Genomic DNA, 23,587 nt, shown 5'->3' with positions numbered 1-23,587 from the left:
CCTATCCTTATTTCCAGTGCTAACGCGTCAGTGCGGTAGCCGCAGCGTTTCGCGTGCATCTGCCACGCATTTGGTAAGCGGGTTTTTCATGTCCGCCGCCTTCGACTGATCCAGCGAGCGTTTTTCAGCGATCAGCCTTCGCGCCTCGGCAATGTCACGGGGGTAATCAATGGCAATACAGCCAACCAGACGTGTCCCCTTCAGAAACAGGCGGCTGGTTCCGCGCGGGCCGCGGCGTTCCCATTGTTCTGCGCTTTCTTCGCAGACGCCGACCATTTGGATTTTATGCGGCCCCTGCGTCGTCCAGAACCAATCGGGCTCTTCCTTGCGACGGGCCGAGCCTGACAACAGCCGGGCGACATCCTCGGCCGACTGGTTCGCGTGCTGCCAGCTTTCGCGGCGTTCCTGCGCACCATCCCTGCGGCGCGCGCAATCGCCAATCGCAAAGATCGCCGGGTCGTCGGTTTCACCGTTCGGCCCCACCAGAATGCCATCGGCGCAGGCCAGCCCTGCCTCTTGTGCCAAAGCGTCGTTGGCCTCCAGGCCGATTGCCTCGATCACCAGGTCCGGTGTCAGGGTCTGATCCCCAATGATGACCGATCCATCATCCTGAAACTTGGGCATTTTCCCCAGATGGAGCGCCACCCCAGCCTCTTTCTGACACTCTTGCAGGCGATCCGACAGCCAGCGCGGCGCGACCCGGCTACACAGATGGGCCGATGCCTCGACCAGATGCACCTCGGGGCACAGCCCCCGCGCGGTGATCGCCACCTCGGTGCCCAGCCAGCCGCCACCAACAACCAGAACCGAGCGCGACAGCGGCAGCTTATCGTGCAGCGCATCGGCGTCATCGCGGGTGCGGATCGCATAGGTTTTCCGGCGAATGCCGCGCGGCAAAGGCAGCCGCCGTGCCGTGCCCCCCGTCGCCAGGATCAACGCATCATAGGGGTGATCTCCGTGCTCTGTCTGGACCAGCTTTTGGGCCCGATCAATCCCACCAACGCTGGTGCCAAGCGCCAGCGTGATGGATTGCTCGGTCGCGGCCTCGGGCGTCAGGATCACCAAAGAGGCAAAGGGCGTTTTGCCAAGGGCGTAACCCTTTGACAACTCGGGGCGTTCATAGGGCGGGTCGGCCTCGTCGCCGATCAGGGTGATCTGCCCTGCAAACCCCAGTTCACGCAGTTTCAGCGCGGCGACTGCACCGGCCTGGCCGGCCCCAATGATTACGACTTTTTCCAAAGTTCTTCTCCTCATTCTTGCCGCACCTGACCCGCCATCCAGCGGACAAGTTGGTACGGAATGGCGGCCTGTTCAGACCGCGTTTTCCTTGGCTTTGATCATGTCCAGGGCGACATCTACGATCATGTCTTCCTGGCCGCCGACCATGCCGCGCTTGCCCAGTTCGACCAGGATTTCGCGGGTGTCGAGCCCGTAGAGACCCGCCGCTTTTTCCGCGTGGCGCAGGAAGGACGAGTAGACCCCCGCATAGCCCAGCGTCATGGTTTCACGGTCAACGCGCACAGGGCGGTCTTGCAGCGGGCGGACCAGCTCTTCGGCGGCGTCTTGCAGTTTGAACAGGTCGCAGCCGTGCTCCCAGCCGTACAGGTCGGCCACCGCGATGAAGGCCTCGATCGGGCAGTTGCCCGCGCCCGCGCCCATCCCCGCCAGCGAGGCATCCACACGGAACGCGCCGTTTTCCACGGCCACGACCGAGTTGGCCACCGACAGCGACAGGTTTTCGTGCATATGCGCGCCGCGCTGGGTTTCGGGCTTCAGCGCCTTGTTATAGGCGTCAAAACGCGCCTCGACGTCCTTCATGGTCAGCCGCCCGCCCGAGTCCGTGCAATACACGCAATCGGCGCCGTAGCTTTCCATCATGGCAGCCTGCTCGGCCAGCTTTTCGGGCGTGTTCATGTGGCTCATCATCAGGAAACCCGACACGTCCATGCCCATGTCCTTGGCGGCGCGGATGTGCTGCGCGCTCACGTCGGCCTCGGTGCAGTGGGTGGCCACGCGGACCGACTGAACGCCCAGATCGCGGACGCGTTTCAGATCTTCGATCGTGCCGATGCCCGGCAGCAGCAGGGTGGTCAGCTTGGCGTTCTTACAGACCTTCGCGGCCTCGGAAATCCACGCCTCGTCGGTACATTTGCCGAAACCATAGTTGAAGGTGGAGCCGGTGATGCCGTCGCCATGGGCGACTTCGATGGCGTCCACGCCGGCCTCGTCCAGGGCCTGCGCAATGGCGCGCACATGGCCCAGATCGTACTGGTGGCGCACCGCGTGCATACCGTCACGCAAGGTGACGTCTTGGATGTAAAGCTTGGTCATTTTATGCGGCCTCCTCTACCCAGTTGCGTTTGATGGACAGGCGTTCGGCGGTTTTCATCGCGGCCGAGGTCATGATGTCCAGGTTCCCGGCATAGGCGGGCAGGTAATGCGCGGCGCCTTCGACCTCGAGGAAGATCGAGACCTTCAGCCCGGTGAAATCACCGCCCATTTCGGGGATGTGCAGCGGATCGTTCGAGCCGATATGTTCGAACTGAACCTCTTGTTTCAGGCGGTACCCCGGCACATAGGATTGCACGTCCTCCACCATCTGCTGCACCGATTTGCGGATCTCGTCCGTGTCGGCCTCGTCGCACAGGCAATAGACCGTGTCGCGCATGATCATCGGCGGCTCGGCCGGGTTCAGGATGATGATCGCCTTACCGCGCTGCGCGCCGCCGACGGCCTGAATGGCGTGGGCGGTGGTTTCGGTGAATTCGTCAATATTGGCGCGGGTGCCGGGACCGGCGGATTTCGAGCTGATCGAGGCCACGATCTCGCCATAGCGGACGGGGCTGACGCGGTTAACGGCAGCAACCATCGGAATGGTGGCCTGCCCGCCGCAGGTGACCATGTTCACGTTGGTTTCGGCCAGATTGGCGTCAATGTTCACAGCCGGCACGGTAAACGGCCCGATGGCCGCCGGCGTCAGGTCGATCACCTGTTTGCCGTCCTTTTGCAGCACCTCATTGTGACGCTTGTGCGCCCCGGCGCTGGTCGCGTCGAACACGATGCGGATGTCGGCATATTCGGGCAATTTGGTCAGCCCCTCGATACCCTCATGCGTGGTCGCGACCCCCAAACGCTTGGCGCGGGCCAGACCGTCCGAGGCAGGGTCAATCCCAACCATCGCCCCCATCTCCAAAACAGACGACATACGCATGATCTTGATCATCAAATCAGTCCCGATATTCCCAGAACCGATGATGGCGCATTTGATTTTGCTCATTGGATTACTCTCCAAACCGAATGGAAGTTTCGCCAAACCCTTCGATATTGGCAGTGAAAGACGCGCCGGGGGTGGCGGCGACCATGGGGCCCAGAGCGCCCGACAAAACGATGTCGCCTTCGGACAGGGGGCGCCCGGCGCTGGCCATCGTGCGGGCCAGCCAAAGCATCGCGTTCAAAGGAGAGCCCAGACAGGCCCGGCCCGATCCCTGGCTGACGATCTGATCGCCGGATTTCATCTCCATCCGGCAATCCAGCAGGTCGGCTTCGGTCAGTTTGCGGGCCGACGGGCCAAGGGTGAAAAACGCGGACGAGGCATTATCGGCCACGGTATCGACGAAACGGATGTCCCAGTTGGCGATCCGGCTGCCGACGATTTCCAGCGCGGGCACCACGTATTCCACGGCGCGCATGACCTCGGCCATGCTGCAATCGGCGTGGAGCAGATCACGGCCCAGCACAAAGGCCAGCTCGGCCTCGGCCTTATACTGTGCCCCTTCGGACCAGGCCAATTCATCGCCATGCGGCAAGTCCATATCGGCAAAGAGCATCCCGTAATCGGGCTGATCCACACCCAGCTGAACCTGCACCGCGGGGTTCGTCAGGCCGATTTTACGGCCGACCAGACGGCCACCGGCCTTCAGCCGCGCCTGGGTGTTGAGTTCCTGCACGGCATAGGCGGCTGCGGCATCGGGCAGGTGATCGCGGATCGGGGCGATCGGGGAGGCCGTCGCCTCGGCGGTGCGCAGCATGTCTGCCAGGGTTTGAGGGGTCATGCGGCCTCTCCTTCTTTTGCGAAACGAGCGGCCAGAGCGCGGCCCGCCTCTTGGTATTCACGTTCGAAACGGTCAACGATGGCCGAGGCAGGCTCGACCCGGTCAATCAGCCCGCAGCCCTGGCCCGCGCTCCAGACGGTTTTCCAGGCCTTGGCACCCGAATGCATGTCGCCCGAGAAATCAATCTTGGCTTCGGATTTCATGTCATCCAGATTCATGCCCGCCGCCGCGACCGAGGCTTTCATCCAGTTGCCCAAAGCCCCGGTGATCGCCTTCGAGGCAACCAGATCCTCGATTCCGCTGTCGATCACCATCTGCCGGTAATCGTCGCCGATCAGGTTCTCTTGGGCGGTCAGAAAGCGGGTGCCGACATAGGCCAGATCCGCGCCCAGCGTTTCCACGGCCAGCAGCCCGGCCCCGGTCGAGATCCCCCCGCCCACGGCAATCGGACCGTCAAAGAACTGGCGGACCTCATCCAGAAACGGTGCCATCGCGTATTGGCCGGTATGACCGCCCGCGCCCGAACAGACCAGAACCAGCCCGTCAGCGCCCTTTTCCACGGCCTTTTTCGCATAGGTCGGGCTGTTCACATCGGCAAACACCATGCCGCCATAGCCGTGCACGGCCTCGGTCACGCGATGCGGGCCACCCAGGGCGGTGATCACGATCTCGGGTTTGAATTCGCGCACCAGCTCCAGCTCCTGCTCGAACCGGCCATAGCTGTTATGAGTGATCATATTGAACGCAAAGGGCAGGCCCTGCGGGCCCAGCTGCGCCTGGATCTGCTGGAACCACTGACGCAGATCCTGAATCGAGCGTCCGTTCGGCCCCGGGAAGGCCCCCATGATCCCCGCCCGCGCGGTGGCAACCACCAGGTCGGGCCCGGACACCAGGAACATCGGCGCTGCCACCATGGGCAGACGCAGACGGGCCTTCAGCGCGGCAATTTTCTGTTTCGCGTTCATTTGGTTTCCCTTTTGCGCCGACGGCCGCGGACCTCGATCCCGCCGTCCGAGCGGATGATGTGGGCCGTGACGAAGCGGCTTTCGGTTTTCGAGGCCAGCGTGACATAAAGCCCCGCGTGATCCTCGGGTTCAGACAAAAAGCCCAGCGGCACGTTCCGAGCGACCATGGCCTCGTATCCGTCCAGATCCTCCAGCACGCGCGCATCGCCCGAGCCACCGCCCAGCCCCGTGCGCGTGCCGCCGGGGGCCACGCCATTGACGCGGATTTCCGGGGACAGCTCATAGGCCAGCTGACGCAGGGTGCCGACCAGCCCGTGCTTGGTGGACACATACAGCGCCCCGCCCCCGCCGGTGTAGAAGGACGAAGACGACAGCGTCATCACGATCGACCCCTCCGAGGCGCGCAGGGCCTCTAGGCTGGCACGGGCGGCCAGCAGATAGCCCAGCACGTTCACGTCGAAAATCTCGCGATAGCGCGCTTCCAGATCCTCGCCCCGGATATTCTGGAATTTATCCGAGAAATCGTAGATCCCGGCGTTCGGCACCAGCGTGTCCAGTTTGCCAAAGCGCGACAGAACGGTTTCCACCGCGCGCTGGTTATCGTCCCAATTGCGCACATCGCCAATGATCGGCGCGACGGCATCGCCATGCGCCTCTGTCAGGCTATCCGCGTCCCCCTGCGAGCGGGTCAGAACGCCGACATTCGCACCTTCGGCAACGAACCGATCCACGACTGCCCGCCCGATGCCCTTGCCGCCGCCAGTAACCAGCGCGGCGTATCCGTCCAGCCTGCCCATCAGAAGAAGGTGTTCAGGTTTTTGGACAGCAGGACATTCTGCACGATGAACACCCGGCGGCGCAGCAGGCGGTAGCCGGCAAAGCCGTCTTCGGACAGTTTCAGCACGTCCTCGCGCCGACCGTGGATGATATCCTGATCGGCCTCGTTACGGTTGCGCACATTGGTAAAGGCGCTGTGCACGGCAAAGAGCGTGGGATCGTCGGTCGCGAAGACCTCGATGTTCGAGATCAGATGCGCGTGACGCGTCTGCGGGTTATCCGCCCAGGCCGAGGGTTCGTTATAGCGTTTGACGCGGATTTGCAGCTCGGACCAGTTGTCATCGAAATAGGCGGATTCACCATAGCAGAACATGCCGCGCGCATCGTCACGACGGCGCGTTTCCATATCGGGCATCCAGTATTGAACGTCCTTGTCGATGAAGCGGTCCAGCCACTCTTCATAGCGTTCTGCATCCAGAAAACGCGCCTCGCCATGCACCCAGTTGATGATCTTGCGCTCGGTTTCGGCGTCTACATGGGTGTCCAGATCGGCAAAGGGTTTCGCGATATCAATCAGATCGGTCATCGGCCGTTACTCCGCCGCTTGGTCCGATTTCTTCGGAGACGCGGTATAGGCGTTCTGAAGATCGGTCCAGTTGTCACATTCCATGAATTCCGCCCAACGGGTGTAGAACAGCCGCTGGTTCGCATCGTTCAACGAACCCTTGTGAATATGACCGGGCAGGTCACGCTCCAGATCCGAGGTCTCCATCCCCAGCGCATAGTGCAGCGGCTGCTGACGGGTCACGAAGCCCTGGTTGACACGGGTCGAGTATTCCCAGTTTTCGCCATCGTCCATTTCGAACACACCACCGGGCGAGAAGGTCATCATCACGCCTTTGCGGTATTGTTCCTTGATGTGCTCGGGGGCGTTCTTGTTGACCAGCGTCCAGACGTGCAGCTCGATCTTGTTCGGGCCGCGCGGGTGCCACACACGGAAGGTGTTCTGCCCCGGCAGGAACGAGAAGTTCGGGAACACCGTCGCCGAGGACACTGCCCCGATGGCGCGGGCACGGACCTCGCCCAGGCGCTCTTTGGCTTTCTCGCTCAGGTCAAAGACGTAATCGACCAGATCGGGATAGCCCAGCGTGCGGGTGTTCCCCACCTTATCCAGGTTGGTTTCGATACCGTGCCCATAGACCGACGCCTGGAAGGCCAGCTCGTCATAGCGGGCGCCCAAATCCACGCCGCCGCCCAGAATGGCCTGTGCGCCCGATTGGTGCGTCCAAAAAGCGTGCAGAATGTCACCGACAAAGTTCTCGGCCGGGAATTTCCAGTTACAGTCGATCTCGGACTTGATCGAGCCGCCAATGAATTCGGTCCCGCCTTCGTCATTGTCCAGCATGATGTCCAGGTAATAGGTGAAATCCCCCAGGAAATCGGTCAGCGTGGGGGCATCCGGGTCAAAGGTGCCGAAGATCAGGCCCTTGTAGCTTTCGACCTGCGCCACCGGAGTCAGGCCGATCTGGGATTTTTCAAACCCTTCGTCCTTGTCATAGACCTTGCCGTCCGTACCCCGCAGCGATCCTTCGATCCCGAAGGACCAGCCATGGTAGTTACAGATAAAGCCACGGGATTTTTTACCCGCGTCCACCATGCAAACCCGATTCCCGCGGTGGGGGCACGAGTTGATGAAAGCCTTCACCGATTTATCGCGCTGACGCACGACGATCACGTCGTCTTCGCCCATCGAGGTGCGGAAGAAATCGCCCGCGCCAGGCACCTGGCTTTCGTGCCCCAGGAACAGCCACGAGCGCGCAAAGATCTGGCGCAGCTCGGCCTGATAGACGTCTTCTTCGGTAAAGACGCGGCGGTCTACCTGACCGTTTTCGCGGTCAACCAGCTTGGCGAACTCCGGATAGCTGCCGGCCTGAGGATAAACCGGCGCCATGTTGGGGCGGCCATTTGCAGGTGCTTCACACATTTTCTGGTCCTCCTGCGAGGTCTGCGACGATCATGCCGTCGCGCTCCTCGAATTTGTAAAATGACAAAGAGGGACAGCCGGCGGGCGGGTTATGGACCTCGCCGCTGTCCAGGTCGAATTCAGCGAAATGCACGCCGCAGACGACGCGGCCCTCTTCCAGCCAGCCTTCGGCCAGGCTTTCGTCGGCATGGGGGCAACGGTCGGGGAAAACATAAATTTTCCCCTCGTGGCGAGCGATGGCAACTGCCGGAAAATCCGACAGTTCCACTTTGACGATTTCCCCTTCGGGGACGTCCATGCTGGCGATCAGGTCCGTCGTCATGCTGCGGCTCTCAGTTCTGCAAAGCCCATGCCAGTGACCCAGCCGGGGACAGCTTCGTAGCCGATGACGGTGCCGCCGGCGGCGCGGGTTGCGGCCATGGCGCAGGCATAGGTGCGGATTTCCATCGCGCCATTCCCGCCGTCGCGCAGGATTTCCTCGTCGCTAAGCGCCAGCATCGCGGCCTTGTCACCCAAGGTAACGATGTCCAGAACCTTCTGGTCGAATTCGGGGTTCACTTCGCCCATGCGCTCGTCGCCCACGTGGTGCGAAATCCCGCCCGAGCCGATCACCACGACCCGCTCGTCGCTGTCAAAGCTGGCGACGGCATCGGCGATATGCTCGCCCAGATCCCAGGCGCGTTTCATCGGCAGATACGGATCCACGCCGCAGGCCAGCATGACCGCAACCATGGGGATATTGCGGCCAGTGGGTTCCAGCATCAGGTGGTTCGGCACCGCGATCGAGTGATCCACGTTCAGCGCGCGGCCCACGGTCCAGTCAAAGCCGGTTTCGCGGCCGACATTGGCGATATGCTCGCCCAATGCCCCATGCGAGGGCAGGTGTTTGCGCTTCAGGCCGGGCAGCTGATCCACCGGGCCCTCCATCTCGCCGGTCGAGATAACATAGGGCGGCAGGCATTCAGTACCAAAGAGTATGTAGTGGTCACAGCCAATGACAATAGCAGCGTCTGCTTCCAGCTCTTTGATCCGATCAGCCATCTTGGCATAGGCACCATAGCAGAAATCCGACTGCTCTTGGGTCGCGCCCTTGGGGTTCAGGTACATCACGGGGTTATGCGGGGCGACAAAGCCCCCAACGATCTTGGCCATCTTTACGCCTCCTCTCGTTTCATGACTTTCATGTAGTCACGGTTGGTTTTGCCAGCCTGAAGCCAAAAGCCCCAGGTCAGCATGGAATTCACGCCCATATCGGCGATTTCACGGACTTTATATTCCTTGATCAGGGTGCGCTCGGCGTCATCCAGCTGATAGCGCGACAGGAATTTATCGGGGTCTTCGGCGAACTTCTTTTTGTTCGCGCCGGATGTGGACAGGTCATACAAGACCTTTTCCAGAGTATTGCGGCTCATGCTTTTCCTCCCATGAAATTACGGACCAATTGCAGGAACTCGGCCTCGCGTTCGATCTGCACCCAGTGGCCGCATTTGCCAAAGCTGTGCATTTCCGAGTTTTCCAGCCACTGATGCATATCCAGCCCGCGGGCATAGGGAACCACGCGGTCTTCGCGGCCATGCAGGATCAGGGCCTTGTGCTTGACGTTTCGCAGCAGTTTTTCGGGGATGCCGCGAACCTCGGGGTTGTCGCCTTCGGGCGGAGGCATCAGCTTGCGGAAGGCTTCGAGCGCGCCATCACGGGTGGCGGCCTCAAAGCGTTTCTCGATCAGTTCTTCGGTGATGATGCTGTCATCATAGGGGAAGAAGCTGATGGCACGGCGCATGCTGTCCATCGTGCCGTCGAATTCACCCTGGGCACGCAGGCCGTCAGTCATCGGGAAACGGCCGCAAGGCGTGCCCAGCAGAACCAGTTTATCGATCCGTTCGGGGTGGTTGATCGCCGTCATCAGGCCAAGCGCGCCGCCAAAGGAGTTGCCCACGACCGAGATTTTCTCGATGTTCAGCGCGTCCAGAATGCCGACGAAATGCTCGACCCACAGCATGATGTTATACTTGGTGTCGGGCTTTTGCTCGGTTGCGCCAAAGCCCGCGATGTCGGGGGCGATGATGTCAAACTGATCCGCCAGCTGCGGGATCACCTTGTTCCAGTTTGCCCAGGCCGACACCCCTGCCCCCGAGCCATGCAGCAAGGCCAGCGGCGTGCCCTTTCCGGCCCGATGGACATTCGTCTGGTGATCGGCCGCATTAATGGTCAGCGTTTGCACTTCGGTATTCGTCATGGTGCACCTTTCAGTTGAGCATGTAGGGCAGTGTCAGCGACAGAGCCGGGATGAAAACCACGAGCAAAACGCGCACCACATCGGCAAAGATGAAGGGCACGACCCCGCGGAAAATATCGGTTAGCTGCACATCCTTAAGCACAGCATTCAGAATAAAGACGTTCAGGCCGATCGGCGGCGTGATCAGGCTGATCTCAACCACAACAACGACCAGCACGCCGAACCAGATGGGATCGAACCCCAGTGAGACAATCAGCGGATAGAACACCGGCACCGTCAGCAGCATCATCGAGATGCTTTCCAGCACACAGCCCAGGATCACGTAGATCAGGATGATGGCAAAGATCACCGCCATCGCCGGCACGTCAGCGGATTCGATCGTGCTGACCAGCGCCTGGGGCAGACGTGCCACATTGACCAGGTTCGCAAACAGGAAGCTGCCGATCAGGATGATCATCAGCGTCACGGTGGTGCTGATCCCATCGGCCAGAGAGGTCCGCAGCATGGTCCAGCTTAGGCGGCCACGCAGGGCGGCGATCAGCAGGGCGCCAAAGGCTCCGATACCCGCGCTTTCGGTGGGCGAAAAGAACCCGCCATAGATACCGCCCATCACCACGCCAAACAGCAAGATCACGGACCAGACACCGGCCAGCGCCTTCAGGCGTTCGTCCCAGCGCATTTTTTCGCCTGCGGGGCCGGCCTTGGGGTCGCGCAGGACCACCCACCAGACGGCAGCAGCATAAAGGAACATCCCCAAAATGCCCGGCACGATGCCAGCCATGAACAGGGCACCGATGTCTGTCTCGGTCATGATCCCGTAGAAAACCAGCGCAATCGAGGGCGGGATCAGGATACCCAGCGTCCCCCCCGCCGCAATCGAGCCCGTCGCCAGTGACGTCCGATACCCATAAGATTTCATCTGCGGATAGGCGATACGCGACATGGTGGCCGCCGTCGCCAAAGAGGATCCGGACACAGCGCCAAACCCGCCGCAAGCCACGATGGTGGACAGCGCCAGACCGCCGCGCAGATGCCCCACCAGGGCATAGCAGGCGCGGAACAGCTCTCCGGCGATGCCGGAATGCGCGATGAAGGCTCCCATCACGATAAACAGCGGAATAACCGCGAATTCATAGGTCAGAACGGTCTCGGATGCGATGATGCCAACCTGGGAAAAGGCCGCTTTCCAGCCTTGGTAGGCGGCCAGACCGCAAATACCGACCAGTCCGGTTGCCACACCAATCGGAGTGCGCAGAACCAGCAGAATGGCCAGGGCCACAGAGGCAAGGGCGATGATCATGACTTATCCTTTTTGCGGCCTTTGGTGACCGGAAATATCGCCAAGAAGACGGCCAGAACGGACACTGCACACAGGCCGGAATAGAGCGCCAGCGGCAGCCATTTTTCGAGAGGAAGGAACAAGAAGGTTTCATGCCAGCGCATCATCTGCGCGGCCTGACGGCCAACATAGCCTGCCAACAACGCAAAGAAGATCACTTCCAGCACCCAGACAAACCAGCCGCGCACCCGATCGAACCGGGGCCATTTCGCCAAAAACCCGGCGAACAGATCAATGGCGATATGTTCACGCGCGCCGTTGATCACGACCAGCCCGGCATAAACCGTGACGCCCAGTAAAACGCCCACCAGTTCATAGGCAAATCCCAAGGGGCTGCCGAAGACCACCCGGCCGATCACATCGACAGCAGTGATGACGACCAGCCCGATCAGGGCCACTCCCGCAATGATGCGGAAGGGCCACTGAAGGTGGTTTATGAAACCAGACAGCTGCATCAGTTGGACAGCTCTTGGATTTTCGTGTTGTAGAAGCTCACGGCCCCCTCGGCGTCAACGCCCAGATCCGAGGCGGTGGCTTTCCAGGTGTCCAGCTCGTTGGCAAAGGCCGCTTTCAGCTCGGCCTGGAACGCATCCGAGGCCATGATGTATTTATCACCCAGGCGCTCTTTGAACGCCTCGCGGGCTTTCACATCGTTTTCATGCCACAGCGCGCCCATCATGCCGCTCAGCTCTTCGCCGGAAATGGCCATGATCGCCGCCTGATCTTCGGCGCTGATCTTGTTCCATTTGTCCTTGTTCAGGATCACGAAGGCCGAGTTCGAGAAGATCCCGCCGGGCACCTGAGTAACGGCGTGCACCTCGTCATCCACCTTGAAGCCGGTGACCAGCTCGTCGGAAATCACGGTACCATCGACGATCCCGCGGCCCAGCATTTCACGCAGTTCGGTCAGCGAACCGGACACGGGAACAACGCCCTCTTTTTGCAGAACGCGGCCAACGACCGAGGTGGGAACGCGGATTTTCTTGCCTTTGAATTCGGCCATCGAATTCACGACATCTTCGCGCATCGAGATGTTACCGCCTGCGGTCACGTGCATGGCCAGGGTCACAACATCGCTTTGCATGCCGGTGGGTTCGAAATGCTCTTTCCACAGCTGCCAGTAAGCACGCGAGGAAATACCTGCGTTTTCCGTGATAAAGGGCAGCTCTACCATTTCGGTCAGCGGGAAAACACCGGGGGTGTAGCCGTGCGGGCCCCAGGCGATATCGGCAACACCGTCCAGAACGGCCTGGTAGTTACGGTTCGGCGGGGCCAGAGGCTTGGCCGAGGCCTGAACCTTCACGCGGCCTTCGGTGACTTCTTCGATTTTCTCGAAGTATTTGTACAGACCGCCGGCCTGGCTCCAGTGCCCGCTGGGGAACCACTGGTTATAGTTCAGCACCAGGGTGTCCTGGGCCTTGGCGGCTGCGGCCGGAATGGCCAGGGCGGCGCTAAGCAGCGCGGCCTTCAGCACCGAGCGGCGGTTCATCGTGGTCTTGGTCATAGGTGTGTTTCCTCCCGTTATAAATCCGGTGTCATACGAGGGCCGACGCATCGGCGGCCTCTTTGGCTTTGGCGCGCAGCGCCAGGCGATCCACTTTCCCCGCAGGGGTCAGCGGCAGTTTTTCAAGGAATTCGATCCGCCCCGGCATCTTGTAGGACACCAGATATTCAGCGCAGGCCGCGCGCAGATCTTCGGCGCTGGGGTTTTCGCCGGGTTTGACAGTGACATAGGCCACCACCACCTCGCCCGCGCGCACGTCCGGCACGCCAACAACGCTGACGCCGGTGATGCTGGGATGCGAATGCAGGGCTTCTTCGACTTCACGCGGGAAGACGTTAAAGCCCTTGTGCAGGATCACGTCTTTCTTGCGGTCGGTGATGGTCAGGAAACCCTCTTCGTCGATCACACCGATGTCGCCGGTGTAGACCCAGCCATCGCGCAGAACCAGGGCGGTTTCCTCGGGGTTTTCACAATAGCCGCGCATCATATGCGGGCCCTGGATGCGGATTTCACCAGCCTCGCCGGTGGGCATTTTGCGCGTGCCCGTGTCGATATCCACCACCTCGAAGGCCGAATCCGGGACCGATTTGCCGACTGATCCGGGGCGATTGCCCGCTTCGGCGGTGTTCACCGAAATCGGCGCCATCTCGGTCATGCCGTAGCCTTCGTAGATGGTCAGGCCGGTCAGTTCCTTCCAGCGTTTGTGCACTTCAACAGGGAAAGCCGCGCCGCCCCCCGGACACACCCGCAACGAGGACAGATCACGCTGATCCAGTTTCGGATCGGCCATCATGGCCTGGTAAATCGCGGGGGGGCCGCCCCCCAGAACGGTGACTTTCTCGTTCTCGATCAGATCCAGGGCCGCTGCCGGGTGGAACCCGTCCGGCACGATCGAGCCACCGCCGCATTGGATCGGCAGGCAGACGCCAGCCAGATAGCCGTAGATATGGCTGAACGGGGCGATGGGCAGGAACACCTCGCCTTCGCACAGCGGCCAGCCCCATTGCATTCGCGATCCGGCCGCGGTGATTTGCGCGTGGGTATAGAGGATTCGTTTCGGAATGCCCGTGGTCCCGCCCGAATAGAAATAGGTTGCCGGATCTTCGCCCGATCCGCTGCGGTTTTCGCCCTCGGCCTTGGCGGCGATCCAGCCTTCGATCATGGGAGCATCCACAAGTATGGCGTCCGGTTCGAATTCCAGCGCGTGATCCGCGAACACCATTTCCGGCTTCAGATCCGCCATCAGCTTCGCCCCCGAAGCCCGCGGCATCGCCGCATTGAACAGCGCCGCACGTCCGCCACAAAACAATACCGAAAGGTATGTTGTAAGCAAATCAGAGCCATTACTCATGAAAACAGCGACATCCTTGTCGCGCAAACGCTCACCATGCTCCGCCGCGAAACCCCGTAGCGCCGCAGCCATGTCACCCCAGGTCATTCGAAGCAATTTATCAGCAATGAAAAGGCGCTCTGGATGCCGTTTTGCCCGCTCTTCAAAGAGTGCAACAAGGTTGTCTACGGACTCGGCTGTCCGCCAATCAAGAAATTCCAATGATGACATGCGCGTCTCCTCCTCCGCATGCACGCTATTGATGCCTGCGATTCCTGTCAATACCTTTAGGTACTGTTTGTTTTCAACAAACCGGATCCCACGTCAAGAGCTGCACAGAAAAATTTTGGAGCGGCTTCAATTGACCTGATGTCAGGGCCCATAATCCGATGAGACGCCGTTTCCACATCAAGACGAGCAGTGGGCCAGTATCCCTATGACTGTCCTGCAAGCACCGCTCCTAAATGGCAGGAAGCACTTCCGGTGGGGAAAAGCTCCTTGCGAAAGTTATGATATAACGTAATAAATATGCACGCTGTAGCAACGTATGCCCCCAAAGCATGCCCCAGCCACATAACAATCCGCACATAGACTGAAAGCAAAGCCTTTCACTCGCATCAATCGACCAAGGAGAGCCAATTGATCCGTTCCCTGACCCTCGCCGCGCTGCTGGCCAGCAGCGCTTTGCCCGTTTTTGCCGCAGACAAAGTCCTCGATGTTGTTGCCCCGTTCGAGATCAAAGGCGCTGACCCGATCACCTCGGGCAACATTTTGTTGAAAATGGACGTCGCGGAAACCTTGGTCGATGCCCAAGCCGACGGCACTTTGATTCCCGGTCTCGCCACTGACTGGACCGTATCCGAAGACGGGCTGACATGGACCTTCACCCTGCGTGAGGGCGTCACTTTCCACGATGGCAGCGCAATGGACGCGGCTGCTATCGCCGCGGCGCTGAACTGGTCACGGGATAACGGCGGGCTGCTTGCCAAGACCCCGATCACGGAGATCACGGGTGAAGGCCAGGCTGTGATCATGACCCTCTCCGCCCCCTTTGCGATGCTGCCTGCCATGCTGGTTGAATACCGCTCGGCCATCATTGCACCGTCTTCGATCGAGGATGGCAAAGTGACCAAGGTCATCGCAACCGGCCCCTATCGCATCACGGAGTTCTCGCCTCCGACCAAAATGCTGGTCGAGGCCTATGAGGGCTACTGGGGCAAGACGGCTGCGATTGCCAAGGCAGCCTACCACGGCGTTAGCCGCGCCGAGACCCGTGCCTTGATGGCGGAGTCCGGTGATGCAGATATCACGCTCTCGCTCGATCCTGCGTCTTTCACACGGCTCAAGGGGGCTCAAGGCCTGAACGTGGAGTCCACTGCGATCCCGCGCGTTCTGATGCTGAAGGTCAATGGCGAGACGTTTGACATCGACACCCGCAAGGCGCTGTCGCTGGCCATCGACCGCGCGGGCATCGCCAAGGCCGTGCTCCGGTATGATACCGGCGCGACCCAGATGTTCCCCCCCGGAATGGCCGAATGGCATGACGACACCCTCTCGCCGCTGACCTTTGACCCCAAGGCCGCCAAGGTCGCGCTGGCTGACGCGGGATGGACAGCGAATGCGGAAGGCGTGCTCGAACGTGACGGCAAGGCGATGGAGATTGAAATCCTGACCTATCCCGACCGCCCCGAATTGCCGCTGGTGGCTGCGGTGCTTGAACAGGCTTTTGCCGCAGTCGGCGCAAAGCCGGTTATCAATTCGACGAACTTCTCAGAGATCCCCGCGAAACACAACGACGGGACCCTCTCCACCGCGCTGTTTGCACGGAACTTTGCGCTGATCCCCAATCCGGTCGGCACCCTGCTCCAAGACTACGCGCCCGGTGGGGACTGGGGTGCCATGGGTTGGACCAATGAGGACTTCACGGCCAAGGTCAAGGCAATGGCCGCAGGCACCGCGCCTGAGCCTGCTCTGCTTGATCGCAAACCGGATGAGGTGTCGGGAGGGGAGCTCCAGCGGCTGTCCATGGCTCGGGCGCTTCTGCTCGATCCCGTATTCCTCTTCGCAGATGAGCCGACCTCCCGCCTCGACCCGCTGACACAGCGCGAGGTCATGGACTTTCTGACAGACCTCGCGCGAGAAAACGGCATCGCCGTGCTCCTCGTCAGCCACGACCCCGACCTGATCGCAAACTCCACGGATCGGCAGATTTCGTTGACACCTGCGTAACAGGGCAGCTCGGCATTCCAAGGTCGCAGGCTTTGGTGTGCCAGACGCATTTTCCGTTGCCACCAAGCAACAGACGCGCACAGCCCTTGAGAACGCATCGTCTCATTGGACAGCCAAAATCCAGCCGCTGGGAAGAAGAACTATCTTGCCAGCGTCTTGGATATGGCCTGCGGTTCCGGCTCGTTGTTGCTCAATGTTCGTAGCAAAATGGGCGACCGAGGAATTGGTAGAATCTACGGTCAAGAAAGCAACATTACGACCTACAACCTCGCACGAATGAACATGTTGTTGCACGGCATGAGCGACAGCGAATTTGAGATTTTCCACGGAGACACACTCAAGAATGATTGGGAGATGCTTAGCGAAGCCAACCCAGCTAAAAAGATGAAATTCGACGCGGTTGTTGCGAACCCGCCCTTTAGCCTCCGCTGGGACCACACGGACGCTTTGAAGGAGGATGTTCGGTTCAAAAGCTACGGTGGCCTTGCACCTAAATCAGCAGCGGACTTTGCTTTCCTTTTGCATGGGTTTCACTTTCTCAAGGATGAAGGCACGATGGCAATCATCCTACCGCATGGGGTCTTGTTTCGTAGTGGAGCGGAGGAAGGAATTCGTCGCAAACTCTTGCAAGACGGACATATCGATACCGTCATTGGGCTTCCTTCCAACCTCTTCTACTCAACCGGCATCCCTGTGTGCATCTTAGTCCTCAAGAAGTGTAAGCAGCCAGATGATGTACTGTTCATCAATGCGAGCGAGCGCTACGGCAAAGGCAAAAAACAGAACTTTCTGAGGCAAGACGAAAACACCAACGACATTGAAGAAATCCTGACAACGTACAGAGAGAGGCCGGAGAAGATCGAGCGCTATGCACGCCGAGTTTCGATGGAGGAAATCGAAAAAAACGGCTATAATCTCAACATCTCAAGATATGTGAGCACTGCAAAGCCCGAGAAGAAAATCGATCTAGCGGAAGTGCACGAGCGTTTAGTTTTATCTTCTGCAAAGGCGAAAGAGGCTCGGCAACGTCATAATAAGTTCCTTGACGAGCTTGGACTCCCAAAACTACCGGACTGACTCCAGTCCCCGCCTATCGTCGCGATTACCAGAAGAATGGCTTGCCGAGAAAGCGCCAAGTGCGATTCGGCCCCTCAATTGCCCCCTCCGGGCGGAAAAAAGCTAGTAAAATCAAGGAAAGTGGTGCCCGGGGGCGGAATCGAACCACCGACACGAGGATTTTCAATCCACTGCTCTACCCCTGAGCTACCCGGGCACGGGTGAACGCTTGCGTTCGGGTGGAGGCGTTCTAGGCGGAAGCGTGTGGAGTGTCCAGAGGGATTTTCAAAAAACCTGTGAAAAAATACGCCCCTCGGGCAGCGCTCAATCGAACCGCTGATTGAGACCTGACAGGACGTGCGTTCTGCTGCTAGCATCCCCAACGGGAGAGAGGGAGGAACAATGTCGCAAGTGCTTGATCAGACGACAAAGCTGCGCCAGGCGGCCATGGAATTTCAGCTGGCCGCGCCGCCTTTGGATTTCGTGGAAACGCCCTTTGACTATTACGATGCCCTGCTCAAATACGCGCCGGTTTTACCGCAGGATGATGGCTCGGTTCTGCTGTCGCGCCATGCGGATTTGGAGCGGATTTACAAAGACACGGCGCTGTATTCCTCGGGCAAACGGGCCAGTTTCGGGCCCAAATTCGGGGTCGGATCGCCCCTGTTCGAACATCACACGACGTCACTGGTGTTTAACGATCCGCCGCTGCATACGCGGGTGCGCGGGATCATGACCTCGGCGCTGGCTCCGCGGGCGATTGCACGGATGGAGCCGGGGCTGCGCACGACCGTGGATCACCTGCTGGACCGGATGGCCGGCCGTGACCATGTGGACCTGATCGCGGATTTCGCCTCGTCCATTCCGATCCAGATCATCGGCAATCTGCTGGATGTTCCGATGGAGGAACGCGCGCCCCTGCGCGACTGGTCGCTGGCCATTCTGGGGGCGTTAGAGCCGTCCCTGACAGACGAGCAGCTAGCCGAAGGGCACCGCGCCGTCGCCGAGTTCAGCGCCTATCTAACCGATCTGATCGCCCGCCGCCGCGCCCGTCCGGGCGACCCGGAAACCGACGTGCTGACGCGGTTGATCGACGGCGATACAAATGGCGACACCCTGACCGAGACAGAGCTGATCCAGAACTGTGTGTTCATTCTGAATGCCGGCCATGAGACGACGACGAACCTGATCGGCAACGGGCTGGCCTTGCTACATGACCACCCCGATCAAAGGCAGCGCCTGCAGGATAATCCTGCCCTGATCACCCCCGCAATCGAGGAAATGCTGCGCTACCGATCCCCCAACCAGCTGGGCAATCGCGAAACCACAGCCGAGGTGGAAATCGACGGGTTGAAAATCCCTGCGGGCACCAATCTGCATCTGTGCATTGGCGCGGCGAACCGCGACCCGGCCGCATTTGAGACCCCTGAACGCTTTGATATTGCTCGGAAACCCAACCGTCACCTGGCCTTTGCAGGCGGGCCTCATGTCTGCGTGGGACTGACGCTGGCGCGGCTGGAGGGGCGCATTGCCATCCAAGCCCTGCTGGACCGTTTCCCGAACTACCAAATCCTGCCGGGCCGCGTGAACGGCGGGCGGATGCGGTTTCGGGGCTACAGCGCCCTGCCCGCCCGATTGGTGCCTTAGTGCGGTTTGCGCAGGGCCTCTTCGGTGGCCTCGATCGCCTTTTCAATGTCCTCGGGATCGCGCGAGGGCACCGCGTAATCGCCGCCCAACCACTTGGCCAGATCCACATCCGCGCAGCGTTTGGAACAGAAGGGACGGTATTTTTGCACGGTCTCTTTGCGGCAAATCGGACAGGTCATGTCAGCACCTCGGGCAGGGGCAGCCGATCCCGTTTGCGTTGCAGTTCATAATGGCCCAGAGGCGTCCAGCCGGCCAGCACGGTGTCAATGGAATCGGCGCGGAAGGCGGATTTCACCGACAATTCGAACGCGCGGCGATCCTTTTTGGGCATGGGGGCCACGTCCAGCGTGATCTGCCCGCCAAGGCCTCGCAGACGCAACTGGCGCGGCAGGTCGCGCGCAGCGGCGATATTGGCCTTCAGCGCAGCCGCAGGCGAGCTGTCACGCCCCGTGTTCACATCCACCGCCACCAGCGCGCGCGTGGGTTCGACATACATCGAGGCCCCGCCCGAAAGCGTCACCAGAGGCGATTGCAGCGCGTCGATCCGTTCCAGCACGCCGTGATCCTCGAACCCGCCGGGGGTGGTGATAATGTCGGCCGGATCGGCCCATTCACGCCAGGCCTGATCGTGCGGGCCGTCGCCCTCGGTCAGTTTTTCGATCTCGCCCTCGGTGTCGGCCGTCACGGCGGCGGCCAGATCGGCCATCGCGGCGACATCCTCGGCGATTTCCTCGGGGTCAGCCCCCGCGCAGGACGAGCGCAGGATCAGACCCGTATCTTCGCCCTGAAACACCGCGCGGGCAATGCCGGTCAGCTCGTCGCGCAGGTCATCGTCTTTGATCTGACGGCTGATGTTCAGCCCCGGCGCGCCGGGGGTGACGATGGCATAACGGCTTTTGAACAGAACGCGCGTGGTGACGGGGATCGCCTTGCCGGGTTCGGCATAGCCGGTGACCTGCACCAACAGCCGGTCGCCCGGCGCGATGCCCTTGACCTGCCGCAGGAACGCCTTGCCGTCGGGGGTGGACACGAACAGCCCCCCCTGCCCTTTCATCGGACGTTCGGCCACGGCGCGGTAGATCGCGCCAACGCGCGGCTGATCGCTGTCGATCAGCAGATCCTCCAGCCGGCCATCCACCAGAAGAGCCGCAGCCTCGCGCCCCTGAATGTGATCCAGAATAATCTGACGGCCCTTCATGTCTGTCTCCATACCGGGTAGCCCGCCGCTTGCAGCAGCCCGGCGGTTTCCGCGACGGGCAGCCCCACCACGGCAGTGAACGAGCCCTGAATCCACGGGATCAGCGCCCCCGCAGGCCCCTGAATACCATAGCCGCCCGCCTTGCCCTGCCAATCATTGGTGGCCAGATAGGCGTTTAGTTCTTCATCGGACAGGCGCTTCATCTTGACGTCCGTCACCACGTCGCGTTCCCACAGACGATCGCCCCGGCGCACGGCCACGGCGGTGATCACCCGGTGACGGCGCCCGGACATGGCCAGCAGGAACTGGGCCGCTTCGCCCGCATCCGCAGGTTTGCCCATGATCCGCCGACCCAGAGCCACGGTGGTATCGGCGCACAGCACCACGTCACCCGCATCCGCCGTGACGGCCTGCACCTTTTCACGGGCCATGCGCGCACAATAGGGGCGCGGCAATTCGTTCTTATGGGGGGTCTCGTCTATATCGGGCGGGCGGATGTCATCCGCCACAACCCCGATCTGCGCCAGCAGCTCTTTGCGCCGCGGGCTGCCTGATCCCAGGATCAGACGCACTTATTTAAAGCGATAGTTGATCCGCCCCTTGGACAGATCGTAGGGGGTCATTTCCACCTGAACCTTGTCGCCAGCCAGAACGCGGATGCGGTTTTTGCGCATCTTGCCTGCCGTATGTGCGATGATGGTATGGCCGTTTTCCAGCTCGACCAGGAATGTCGCATTCGGCAGGAGTTCCTTCACGACACCGGGGAATTCGAGCAGTTCTTCCTTGGCCATGTTCTCTCCTGATTTAAGAGTCCCGCCTCAGATGCGGGACGGGCGTTAGATGGGCCTATTTCGCCGGATTTTCAAGAGGAATCTGGGGGAAACTAAGTCCAAACGCCCTTCGGCGGCCCCGAACCGGGGTTTGCGCCCATATGGCAGCCCTAGCCCTGTTGCGGCGGGCCCCAGCGTGTCACCAGGTTTTCGGCAATCTGATCGCGCGCCTGCCGGTACGCCACCAGCTTGGCCTCGCGTCCCTCGCCCTGGCCGGTGGGGTCCATGATCGGCCAGTATTCGACATCCAGATGATAGATGCGGGTCAGCTGCGTGGCCATCTCGCGGCTGGCCGGGGACAGGGCCACGATCAGATCGAACGAGGACAGCGCGTCGCCCCATTCTTCCAGCTGCTCAAAGCTGCGCGCCCTGTGGCGTGACAGCTCGACCCCCAGTTCCTGACAGACGGCAATGGCAAACCCGTCGATCTCCAGATCTCCCATCACCCCGACAGATTGCACATAAGTGCCTGTGCCGTAATACTTTTTCATAATCCCCTCGGCCATGGGCGAGCGGACAGCGTTGTGATCGCAACAGAACAGTATCGACTGAGGCAAAGGCTGGACCACGGGGATCAGGCTCCGAAATGCAACACACAGATCAGGGTGAACAGGCGGCGCGAGGTATCGGTATCCACCTCGGCCTTACCTTCCAGGCGTTCCTGAAGGATCCTGGCGCCTTCATTATGAATACCGCGCCGGGCCATGTCGATGGTTTCGATCTGGCCGGGCGGCAGGTTCTTGACCGCGTCGAAATAGCTTTCGCAGATGGCCCAGTAATCCTTGACCACCTGCCGGAAGGGCGACAGGCTCAGGTGGAATTCGGCCACCTTTTCGCACGCTTCGGTCTGGATATCGAACACCAGACGTTTTTCACGGATGGACAGGCCCAGACGGAACGGCCCCTCGGGCACCGCGCGCTCATCGCGTTTGGGCAGATCGAACGAGTTCTCCTCAAGCAAATCAAAGATCGCGACCTTGCGCTCTTGCTGAATTTCCGGCGTGGGGGCCGGAAGATTGCTGTCGTCCAGCTCGATATGGCTGATCCGGGACATGGGCTCGTCCTCACTCGTTCAGATGGTTCAGGCGGGCGCGGACGGACAATCCGTGCGCCTCCAGACTTTCGGAAATTGCCAGAGTTTCCGCCGCAGGTCCAATCGCACGCAACGCGCCCGGCGTCATTTTGGCAAGTGTTGTGCGTTTGACAAAATCCATCACGCTCAGACCGGATGAAAACCGAGCTGACCGCGCCGTCGGCAGCACATGGTTCGGCCCGCCGACATAATCGCCGATCGCCTCGGGCGTCCAATGCCCCAGGAAAATCGCCCCCGCATGAGTAATCTTTTCGACCAGAGCATCCGGATCGGCCACGCACAGCTCCAGATGTTCGGGCGCCACGCGGTTCGACAATTCCGCCGCCCGGTCCAGGTCCTCCACCAGGATCACCGCGCCGAAATCGCGCCAGCTGGCCCCGGCGATCTCGCGCCGCTCCAGGGTCAGCAGATGCCGGTCAATCGCTACCTCAACCGCCTTGGCCATGGCCGGGCTGTCCGTCACCAAAATCGCCTGAGCGCTCTCGTCATGCTCGGCCTGGCTCAGCATATCCAGCGCGATCCAGTCCGGGTCATTATCCGCATCCGCAATCACCAGAATCTCGGACGGCCCGGCGATCATGTCGATCCCCACCTTACCGAAAACCCGCCGCTTGGCCGCCGCCACAAAGGCATTCCCCGGCCCGGTGATCTTATCCACCGGCGCAATCGTCTCGGTTCCATAAGCCAAAGCCGCCACAGCCTGAGCCCCCCCGATCCGGTACACCTCATCCACCCCGGCCAGGCGCGCGGCCAGCAACACCAGCGGATTGGCCACCCCATCCGGCGTCGGCACCACAATGGCCAAACGCTCAACCCCCGCCACTTTCGCCGGGATCGCATTCATCAACACCGAAGACGGATAGGACGCCAACCCGCCCGGCACATAGAGCCCCGCCGCCGACACCGGCGTCCAGCGCCAGCCCAGCTCGGCCCCGCTTTCGTCCGTCCAATAGGCATCCTGCGGCATCTGACGTTCGTGATAGGCCCGAATCCGCGCCGCCGCCAATTCCAAAGCCTCCCGCTCATGCACAGGCACCTGCGCCACCAGCGCATCAATCTCGGCCTCGGAAAACCGCAGGCTCTCCGCCGTCAGCTCCAATCGGTCGAACTTGGCCGTCAGTTCCAGAACAGCGGCATCCCCGCGCGCGCGCACATCCGCAATGATCCCGGCCACCACATGATCCACATCCGGGCTATCCTCCCGCTTGGCCCCCAAAAGGGCCTGAAAGGCGTTCTCGAAATCAGCGTCAGAAGCATTCAAAAATACAGGCATGGTCCCTCCGGGCAGTTGCATTCGACATATCCGCCAATGCCCCCATCCTCAAGCCCGCTTCTTTGCTCCCCCAA

At 60.8% G+C, this 23,587-nt stretch carries 26 protein-coding genes and 1 tRNA gene; 3 read left to right on the top strand and 24 right to left on the bottom strand.

From position 1 onward, the window contains the following. Positions 1-27: 27 nt before the first annotated feature. The 16 genes from ACP15O_RS01265 to ACP15O_RS01190 all read right to left on the bottom strand — a co-directional run bounded on the left by ACP15O_RS01265 (position 28) and on the right by ACP15O_RS01190 (position 14,418). The gene (locus tag ACP15O_RS01265) at positions 28-1,239 is read right to left on the bottom strand and encodes an NAD(P)/FAD-dependent oxidoreductase (RefSeq protein ID WP_425094218.1); all 1,212 of its coding nucleotides are present in this window, start codon (positions 1,237-1,239) and stop codon (positions 28-30) included. Positions 1,240-1,311: 72 nt separating this feature from the next. Next, a complete protein-coding gene (gene dmpG / locus ACP15O_RS01260; RefSeq protein WP_425094217.1) occupies positions 1,312-2,331 on the bottom strand; it encodes a 4-hydroxy-2-oxovalerate aldolase in 1,020 nt (339 codons plus the stop codon). Position 2,332: 1 nt separating this feature from the next. Beyond that, entirely contained in the window at positions 2,333-3,277 is a 945-nt protein-coding gene (locus ACP15O_RS01255; RefSeq protein ID WP_425094216.1) for an acetaldehyde dehydrogenase (acetylating), read from the bottom strand. 4 nt (positions 3,278-3,281) lie between these two features. After that, positions 3,282-4,052, bottom strand: a complete 771-nt coding sequence (locus tag ACP15O_RS01250) for a 2-keto-4-pentenoate hydratase (RefSeq protein ID WP_425094215.1) — start codon at positions 4,050-4,052, stop codon at positions 3,282-3,284. After that, the gene (locus ACP15O_RS01245; RefSeq protein ID WP_425094214.1) at positions 4,049-5,017 is read right to left on the bottom strand and encodes an NAD(P)H-dependent flavin oxidoreductase; all 969 of its coding nucleotides are present in this window, start codon (positions 5,015-5,017) and stop codon (positions 4,049-4,051) included. The genes ACP15O_RS01250 and ACP15O_RS01245 overlap by 4 nt, the downstream gene beginning before the upstream one ends. Continuing rightward, the gene (hcaB, locus tag ACP15O_RS01240) at positions 5,014-5,814 is read right to left on the bottom strand and encodes a 3-(cis-5,6-dihydroxycyclohexa-1,3-dien-1-yl)propanoate dehydrogenase (RefSeq protein WP_425094213.1); all 801 of its coding nucleotides are present in this window, start codon (positions 5,812-5,814) and stop codon (positions 5,014-5,016) included. Before hcaB ends, ACP15O_RS01245 begins: the two co-directional genes overlap by 4 nt. Beyond that, positions 5,814-6,380 carry a 3-phenylpropionate/cinnamic acid dioxygenase subunit beta gene (locus tag ACP15O_RS01235; RefSeq protein ID WP_425094212.1) on the bottom strand — a complete coding sequence of 189 codons (567 nt, stop codon included), beginning with the start codon at positions 6,378-6,380 and terminating at the stop codon, positions 5,814-5,816. The genes hcaB and ACP15O_RS01235 overlap by 1 nt, the downstream gene beginning before the upstream one ends. Positions 6,381-6,386: 6 nt before the next feature. After that, positions 6,387-7,778 (bottom strand): aromatic ring-hydroxylating oxygenase subunit alpha, encoded by a 1,392-nt coding sequence (locus ACP15O_RS01230; protein WP_425094211.1) that lies wholly within the window; start codon positions 7,776-7,778, stop codon positions 6,387-6,389. Then, positions 7,771-8,100: a Rieske (2Fe-2S) protein gene (locus ACP15O_RS01225; RefSeq protein WP_425094210.1), complete on the bottom strand. Its 330-nt coding sequence runs from the start codon at positions 8,098-8,100 to the stop codon at positions 7,771-7,773. The genes ACP15O_RS01230 and ACP15O_RS01225 overlap by 8 nt, the downstream gene beginning before the upstream one ends. Beyond that, entirely contained in the window at positions 8,097-8,930 is an 834-nt protein-coding gene (locus ACP15O_RS01220; protein WP_425094209.1) for a DODA-type extradiol aromatic ring-opening family dioxygenase, read from the bottom strand. The genes ACP15O_RS01225 and ACP15O_RS01220 overlap by 4 nt, the downstream gene beginning before the upstream one ends. Positions 8,931-8,932: 2 nt before the next feature. Then, the gene (locus tag ACP15O_RS01215) at positions 8,933-9,190 is read right to left on the bottom strand and encodes a hypothetical protein (protein ID WP_425094208.1); all 258 of its coding nucleotides are present in this window, start codon (positions 9,188-9,190) and stop codon (positions 8,933-8,935) included. Continuing rightward, the gene (locus ACP15O_RS01210; RefSeq protein WP_425094207.1) at positions 9,187-10,014 is read right to left on the bottom strand and encodes an alpha/beta fold hydrolase; all 828 of its coding nucleotides are present in this window, start codon (positions 10,012-10,014) and stop codon (positions 9,187-9,189) included. The genes ACP15O_RS01215 and ACP15O_RS01210 overlap by 4 nt, the downstream gene beginning before the upstream one ends. Positions 10,015-10,024: 10 nt before the next feature. Further along, positions 10,025-11,314 carry a TRAP transporter large permease gene (locus tag ACP15O_RS01205; RefSeq protein WP_425094206.1) on the bottom strand — a complete coding sequence of 430 codons (1,290 nt, stop codon included), beginning with the start codon at positions 11,312-11,314 and terminating at the stop codon, positions 10,025-10,027. Next, a complete protein-coding gene (locus tag ACP15O_RS01200) occupies positions 11,311-11,808 on the bottom strand; it encodes a TRAP transporter small permease (RefSeq protein ID WP_425094205.1) in 498 nt (165 codons plus the stop codon). Before ACP15O_RS01200 ends, ACP15O_RS01205 begins: the two co-directional genes overlap by 4 nt. After that, entirely contained in the window at positions 11,808-12,857 is a 1,050-nt protein-coding gene (locus tag ACP15O_RS01195) for a TRAP transporter substrate-binding protein (protein WP_425094204.1), read from the bottom strand. The genes ACP15O_RS01200 and ACP15O_RS01195 overlap by 1 nt, the downstream gene beginning before the upstream one ends. 31 nt (positions 12,858-12,888) lie before the next feature. After that, positions 12,889-14,418 (bottom strand): class I adenylate-forming enzyme family protein, encoded by a 1,530-nt coding sequence (locus ACP15O_RS01190; RefSeq protein ID WP_425094203.1) that lies wholly within the window; start codon positions 14,416-14,418, stop codon positions 12,889-12,891. Positions 14,419-14,826: 408 nt separating this feature from the next. Between ACP15O_RS01190 and ACP15O_RS01185 the strand changes: the two genes are divergently transcribed. Both ACP15O_RS01185 and ACP15O_RS01180 read left to right on the top strand, forming a co-directional pair. Beyond that, positions 14,827-16,416: an ABC transporter substrate-binding protein gene (locus ACP15O_RS01185; RefSeq protein ID WP_425094202.1), complete on the top strand. Its 1,590-nt coding sequence runs from the start codon at positions 14,827-14,829 to the stop codon at positions 16,414-16,416. A gap of 105 nt (positions 16,417-16,521) precedes the next feature. Continuing rightward, a complete protein-coding gene (locus ACP15O_RS01180) occupies positions 16,522-17,493 on the top strand; it encodes a type I restriction-modification system subunit M (protein ID WP_425094201.1) in 972 nt (323 codons plus the stop codon). 121 nt (positions 17,494-17,614) lie between these two features. Here ACP15O_RS01180 and ACP15O_RS01175 read toward each other — a convergent pair. Continuing rightward, positions 17,615-17,689 (bottom strand) — tRNA-Phe (locus tag ACP15O_RS01175). 185 nt (positions 17,690-17,874) lie between these two features. Here ACP15O_RS01175 and ACP15O_RS01170 point away from each other — a divergent pair. Continuing rightward, on the top strand, positions 17,875-19,119 hold the full coding sequence (locus ACP15O_RS01170; protein WP_425094200.1) for a cytochrome P450: 1,245 nt from the start codon (positions 17,875-17,877) through the stop codon (positions 19,117-19,119). Here the strand turns inward: ACP15O_RS01170 and ACP15O_RS01165 are convergent. The 7 genes from ACP15O_RS01165 to hisD form a co-directional block, all read right to left on the bottom strand. Beyond that, on the bottom strand, positions 19,116-19,298 hold the full coding sequence (locus tag ACP15O_RS01165) for a DNA gyrase inhibitor YacG (RefSeq protein WP_425094199.1): 183 nt from the start codon (positions 19,296-19,298) through the stop codon (positions 19,116-19,118). The genes ACP15O_RS01170 and ACP15O_RS01165 overlap by 4 nt on opposite strands. Continuing rightward, positions 19,295-20,317 (bottom strand): ribonuclease E/G, encoded by a 1,023-nt coding sequence (locus ACP15O_RS01160; RefSeq protein ID WP_425094198.1) that lies wholly within the window; start codon positions 20,315-20,317, stop codon positions 19,295-19,297. Before ACP15O_RS01160 ends, ACP15O_RS01165 begins: the two co-directional genes overlap by 4 nt. Continuing rightward, the gene (locus tag ACP15O_RS01155) at positions 20,314-20,889 is read right to left on the bottom strand and encodes a Maf family protein (RefSeq protein WP_425094197.1); all 576 of its coding nucleotides are present in this window, start codon (positions 20,887-20,889) and stop codon (positions 20,314-20,316) included. The genes ACP15O_RS01160 and ACP15O_RS01155 overlap by 4 nt, the downstream gene beginning before the upstream one ends. Continuing rightward, a complete protein-coding gene (infA, locus tag ACP15O_RS01150) occupies positions 20,890-21,108 on the bottom strand; it encodes a translation initiation factor IF-1 (RefSeq protein WP_224826370.1) in 219 nt (72 codons plus the stop codon). A 149-nt stretch (positions 21,109-21,257) separates the two neighbouring features. After that, a complete protein-coding gene (locus tag ACP15O_RS01145) occupies positions 21,258-21,716 on the bottom strand; it encodes an arsenate-mycothiol transferase ArsC (protein WP_425094196.1) in 459 nt (152 codons plus the stop codon). Positions 21,717-21,721: 5 nt separating this feature from the next. Continuing rightward, positions 21,722-22,201, bottom strand: a complete 480-nt coding sequence (locus ACP15O_RS01140; protein WP_425094195.1) for a UPF0262 family protein — start codon at positions 22,199-22,201, stop codon at positions 21,722-21,724. Between the two features lie 10 nt (positions 22,202-22,211). Continuing rightward, positions 22,212-23,513, bottom strand: a complete 1,302-nt coding sequence (gene hisD, locus ACP15O_RS01135) for a histidinol dehydrogenase (protein WP_425094194.1) — start codon at positions 23,511-23,513, stop codon at positions 22,212-22,214. Positions 23,514-23,587: the final 74 nt, after the last annotated feature.

Source organism: Youngimonas ophiurae (nom. illeg.), from assembly GCF_049803795.1.
In the GTDB taxonomy this organism is placed as follows: Bacteria; Pseudomonadota; Alphaproteobacteria; order Rhodobacterales; family Rhodobacteraceae; genus Thalassobius.
Note: the sequence above shows the minus strand (reverse complement) of the source record. Positions and strands in the feature narration are given on the sequence as shown.

Bases quoted from the DNA above. Each gene is read 5' to 3' on its own strand.
- ACP15O_RS01190 (WP_425094203.1), bottom strand. From the start codon at position 14,418: ATGTCATCATTGGAATTTCTTGATTGGCGGACAGCCGAGTCCGTAGAC.
- ACP15O_RS01200 (WP_425094205.1), bottom strand. From the start codon at position 11,808: ATGCAGCTGTCTGGTTTCATAAACCACCTTCAGTGGCCCTTCCGCATC.
- ACP15O_RS01165 (WP_425094199.1), bottom strand. From the start codon at position 19,298: ATGACCTGTCCGATTTGCCGCAAAGAGACCGTGCAAAAATACCGTCCC.
- infA (WP_224826370.1), bottom strand. From the start codon at position 21,108: ATGGCCAAGGAAGAACTGCTCGAATTCCCCGGTGTCGTGAAGGAACTC.
- ACP15O_RS01255 (WP_425094216.1), bottom strand. From the start codon at position 3,277: ATGAGCAAAATCAAATGCGCCATCATCGGTTCTGGGAATATCGGGACT.
- ACP15O_RS01220 (WP_425094209.1), bottom strand. From the start codon at position 8,930: ATGGCCAAGATCGTTGGGGGCTTTGTCGCCCCGCATAACCCCGTGATG.
- ACP15O_RS01225 (WP_425094210.1), bottom strand. From the start codon at position 8,100: ATGACGACGGACCTGATCGCCAGCATGGACGTCCCCGAAGGGGAAATC.
- hisD (WP_425094194.1), bottom strand. From the start codon at position 23,513: ATGCCTGTATTTTTGAATGCTTCTGACGCTGATTTCGAGAACGCCTTT.
- ACP15O_RS01215 (WP_425094208.1), bottom strand. From the start codon at position 9,190: ATGAGCCGCAATACTCTGGAAAAGGTCTTGTATGACCTGTCCACATCC.
- ACP15O_RS01205 (WP_425094206.1), bottom strand. From the start codon at position 11,314: ATGATCATCGCCCTTGCCTCTGTGGCCCTGGCCATTCTGCTGGTTCTG.
- ACP15O_RS01230 (WP_425094211.1), bottom strand. From the start codon at position 7,778: ATGTGTGAAGCACCTGCAAATGGCCGCCCCAACATGGCGCCGGTTTAT.
- ACP15O_RS01170 (WP_425094200.1), top strand. From the start codon at position 17,875: ATGTCGCAAGTGCTTGATCAGACGACAAAGCTGCGCCAGGCGGCCATG.
- hcaB (WP_425094213.1), bottom strand. From the start codon at position 5,814: ATGGGCAGGCTGGACGGATACGCCGCGCTGGTTACTGGCGGCGGCAAG.
- ACP15O_RS01140 (WP_425094195.1), bottom strand. From the start codon at position 22,201: ATGTCCCGGATCAGCCATATCGAGCTGGACGACAGCAATCTTCCGGCC.
- dmpG (WP_425094217.1), bottom strand. From the start codon at position 2,331: ATGACCAAGCTTTACATCCAAGACGTCACCTTGCGTGACGGTATGCAC.
- ACP15O_RS01210 (WP_425094207.1), bottom strand. From the start codon at position 10,014: ATGACGAATACCGAAGTGCAAACGCTGACCATTAATGCGGCCGATCAC.
- ACP15O_RS01245 (WP_425094214.1), bottom strand. From the start codon at position 5,017: ATGAACGCGAAACAGAAAATTGCCGCGCTGAAGGCCCGTCTGCGTCTG.
- ACP15O_RS01250 (WP_425094215.1), bottom strand. From the start codon at position 4,052: ATGACCCCTCAAACCCTGGCAGACATGCTGCGCACCGCCGAGGCGACG.
- ACP15O_RS01195 (WP_425094204.1), bottom strand. From the start codon at position 12,857: ATGACCAAGACCACGATGAACCGCCGCTCGGTGCTGAAGGCCGCGCTG.
- ACP15O_RS01160 (WP_425094198.1), bottom strand. From the start codon at position 20,317: ATGAAGGGCCGTCAGATTATTCTGGATCACATTCAGGGGCGCGAGGCT.
- ACP15O_RS01235 (WP_425094212.1), bottom strand. From the start codon at position 6,380: ATGACCGATCTGATTGATATCGCGAAACCCTTTGCCGATCTGGACACC.